Annotated in this window: 2 protein-coding genes; both read left to right on the top strand. The window is 61.9% G+C overall.

Going from position 1 to position 4,042, the window contains the following annotated elements:
• Window positions 1-425 precede the first annotated feature (425 nt).
• The gene (locus C1706_RS13805) at window positions 426-1,769 is read left to right on the top strand and encodes an SIR2 family protein (protein WP_206661157.1); all 1,344 of its coding nucleotides are present in this window, start codon (window positions 426-428) and stop codon (window positions 1,767-1,769) included.
• A complete protein-coding gene (locus tag C1706_RS13800; protein ID WP_129459816.1) occupies window positions 1,766-3,868 on the top strand; it encodes an ATP-binding protein in 2,103 nt (700 codons plus the stop codon). Before C1706_RS13805 ends, C1706_RS13800 begins: the two co-directional genes overlap by 4 nt.
• The last annotated feature ends 174 nt before the right edge of the window (window positions 3,869-4,042 follow it).

The following is a 4,042-nucleotide window of genomic DNA, read 5'->3' as shown; positions in this document are numbered from 1 at the left end:
CAACCACCACCGCCGGCACTCCTCGCTCGGCTACCTAACCCCAGCCGAGTACGCTCGGCAGTGCACCCATCAAATGGAAACCGACGACTCACAGAACGTCCGGACCGAATGAAGGGGGCGGCTCACGCAGACTTGCGCCGTGTGTATGAGATCGCGCATACCAGCCGACGAGCTGCCCAATGATCCATACGGGCCGGTAGCGTGTCGTCCACACCCAGGTGAGGAGGAGCTCGGCGTGGGCAGGCAAGCGATGACTAGTGGGTTGACCGAGCACTGCGGGACGACGCTCACGATAGCTATGCGCTGCGAGAGATTCGGCCACGCAATCATCGATCAGTTCGCGCCAGCGCTTCGCCGGAGCGGTGAAATCCCACGCCAACGCCGTTAGGACGCAGCCCATGTCATCAGCAACATCACTCGATCCCGTGAACACCCTGAAGATTCGCGAGGACGTACACCCAGTGAGCTTCACGATGGATGGCGATACCGTCCAGATCAGTTCAGACCCCACCCCGGCCTGGGCCCAGGTCGCAGGTTTCGATCGTTGGGCACTTCGAGCGAGGATCGAACCGTGGCTCACGGCCCTGTTCCAGGCCGACCACCTCAATCTCCTCGTCGGCTCTGGCCTTACGAGCGGGCTTCAGTACCTGGCCGGGGCCGCGGCCGCCTCGAGCATGAGCGGAGGGCGCTTCACTGAGTACCCTGACGAGATCGCTGCTGCGGCAAAGGCTTCTGCGGTGGCTGCTGGTCGGAAGACTCCAAACATCGAGGACGAGATTCGCACCGCGAACCAACTCGTTCGAGGTCTTGAGATCCTCGGAAAGGCCGCCGAATCAAGCGCTCTGAGGGTCAACTTGGACGAGATCCTGCGAGAGTTCGCTGACTCGATCCTGATGGCGGAACGCGCTTTGGCTGAGGCCGATGAGACCAAGCGTGAGGTGGCGTTCAACGCGCTCGTGTCGTTCCTGATGAGCTTCGCGAGCCGCACCGGCATTCGAGATCGGCTGGGCATTTTCACAACGAACTACGACCGGGTCCTTGAGGTCGGTGCCGAACTGGCGGGCTTGCATCTTCTGGACCGTTTCATTGGCACAGTGACGCCTGTCTTCAGATCGTCCCGCATGGACCTAGATCTTCACTACAACCCGCCGGGCATTCGCGGGGAGCCGCGGTTCGTCGAGGGTGTCGCTCGGTTCACGAAGCTCCACGGATCACTCGATTGGCTGAACGCTGAGGAGTCCATCCGACGATTCGGTCTCCCCTTCGGCGCATTGACGATTCAGCCCTACCTTGAGGCGCCCGGACTATCTGACTCGAAGGCTAACGGTCTGATGATCTACCCGAACGCGAGCAAGGACCGTGAGACATCCGAGTATCCGTACGTGGAGCTGTTCCGCGACTTCGCCGCCGCGGTCGCGAGACCGAATACGGTGACGGTGACGTACGGATACAGCTTCGGCGACGAGCACATCAACCGAGTGCTGCAAGACGCTCTTACGATCCCGTCAACCCACTTGGTTATCATCTCGTTCGACGACAGGCCCGGCCGGATCATGGATGCCTTCGATCGGTGGGGCCGATCGGCGCAGATATCGCTGCTGATCGGGCCCGAACTCGCCGAGATCAGTTCCCTTACGTCGAGATACTTGCCAAAACCTTCGATTGACTTGACCAGCCGCCGAATGGCTGACCTGCTTCGCCAGCGATACTCATCGTCGTCGCCGAGTAACTCGCCGTCGTCCCCGAGCACGGGCGGGGAACCGTCGTGAGCGCCACGCCGATGGCGTTCGCCGACTCTCTGCGAATCGGAACCATCGAGTACATCTCGCCGGACAAATTCGAGGTCCTGCTCGACATTGAGGCGCCGGACGCCGTTGCCCTGAACACGGGCTCCCCCCGCTCGTTCCCGCGGGTGAACAGCTACGTGTTGGTGCCCACCGAGGGCGGCTTCGCCGTGGGTCAAATCGAATGGATAAGTGTCGAGCGATCGCCTTACCCACAGCGGAAGGGGATGCGCGACTTCGGCCTTATCGACATGCCGTACCCGATGAGGAAGATGAGCCTTGCGCCCGTGGGCATCTTGTCCGCCATCCCGACCAGACCTTTGACGGAGTCCTACTCGTTCCGGCGCGGCATCCAGGCGTTCCCCACTGTTGGGGACCCAGTTCTCCTGCCCACCACTGAGCAGTTAAGGTCGATCGTCGAATCGGGGGAGAACCGGCGCGTGGCAATCGGCACGAGCCCACTTGCCGCCGACGCGGAGGTCATGATCGACCCCGATCGCCTATTCGGACGGCATCTAGCGGTCCTAGGAAACACGGGGAGCGGCAAGTCCTGCTCCGTGGCCGGCCTCATCCGATGGTCACTTGACGCCGCACGTCACAGCCGGGAGGCCGGGAAGGTCGAAGGATCCCCGAACGCGAGGTTCATCGTCCTCGATCCCAACGGCGAGTACACGCGGACATTTGGTGATCTCGGTGCAAAGGTCTTCTCAGTCGAGCCGGGTGACGGTGCCACGCAGCTGGCCCTGCCGCTTTGGTTGTGGAATCTCGACGAATGGTCGGCGTTCACACAAGCCACCTCGAAGACCCAGCGACCAACACTCGTACACGCGCTCCGGGCGCTACGCGACGGACGTCTTGACTCCCAGACAACCCCAAGCCACGACATGCGTCGGTACCTACGCACCGTCACGGCGGTGTTTCAGGTTGAATATCGATCCGGAAGCCCGTGGGGCAACTTTCCGAAGCCGAAGAGCTTCTTTGAGAAGCTTCGGAAGCTGAGCGGCGACTTCGTTACGAGCACTGACTTCAGTGAGCCGGAAAACGCAGCTATTGAAGCGCTGGCCGGATACGCAAAGGAACTAGTCGATGCTCGAAGCGGCCAGTATGCGAACTATGACTTCAGCAAGCAGGAGGTGAAGGATCTCGTCGCGAGGGCTTCCCAGGCTCACGTCGCGTTCGGCGGACTCGACACGGATACTGAGCTTCTGGACGCCGACGTGCCTCGGCCCTTTACCGGCGATCAGTTCATCCGGAGCTTGGAAGCCCACGCAGAGTTGCTCGGCGTCGCCGAGCACGTCGAAACGCTCCTCATGCGCGTACGCACGCTCCTCGCTGACTCACGACTGCGATCCGTCATGTCCGACACAGGCGGGCTCGATCTGGCGACTTGGCTCGACACCTACATGGGCGACGACTCATCGACCGGCAGCGTCACCGTCATCGACCTGTCTCTGGTGCCGGCGGAGGTGCTGCACATCGTCACTGCGGTTATCGCTCGCATGTGTCTGGAGGCGCTCCAGCGGTACCGCAAGATGCACGATGGCGACACTCTTCCCACGGTCCTGGTTATGGAAGAGGCACATACCTTCATCAGGAGATACACCCCCGACCCCGAGATAAGGTCCTCCCAAGAGATCTGCTCGCACGCTTTCGAGAAGATTGCCAGAGAGGGACGGAAGTTCGGCCTCGGGCTCGTCCTGTCCTCGCAGCGTCCGAGCGAGCTATCCCCGACCGTGCTATCGCAATGCAACACCTTTCTTCTCCACAGACTGAGCAACCACACGGATCAGGATCTGGTACAGCGCCTCGTTCCGGACAACATGAGGGGGCTGTTGCGCGATCTTCCCTCGCTCCCATCGCGAAACGCGATCCTCCTCGGCTGGGCATCCGAGCTGCCCGTCGCCGTGGAAGTGCGGAAGTTGCCACGTGATCAACAGCCGAGGTCGAGCGACCCCGACTTCTGGCACGTCTGGTCGGGTCAGGACGATCGGGGCGAGAAGGTGACTCGGGGTGTCGACTGGGCCGAGATCGCGTCGGAGTGGCAGGGGCGAAGGCCGGGGAGCGGGGATCCATCCGAAGGGTGAAGACTGACCACTGCTGGGAAGGTCCGTGATAACGGGCCCCATGAACAGGCTCATCCGAATCCAGGGTGTAGTCGGGTCTGAACCCGCCGGTCTCGAGCAGGGATCTGGCGATGTAGTTGGTCAGGTTGCGGAACCCCAGCGCCGAGCCGCGCAGGTGCTCGAGCCTGCCGTTGA

This window comes from Propioniciclava flava (genome assembly GCF_004126535.1).
Lineage (GTDB): Bacteria > Actinomycetota > Actinomycetes > Propionibacteriales > Propionibacteriaceae > Propioniciclava > Propioniciclava flava.
The sequence above is the reverse complement of the archived record's forward strand: the minus strand, read 5'-3'. Positions and strand labels throughout refer to the sequence as shown.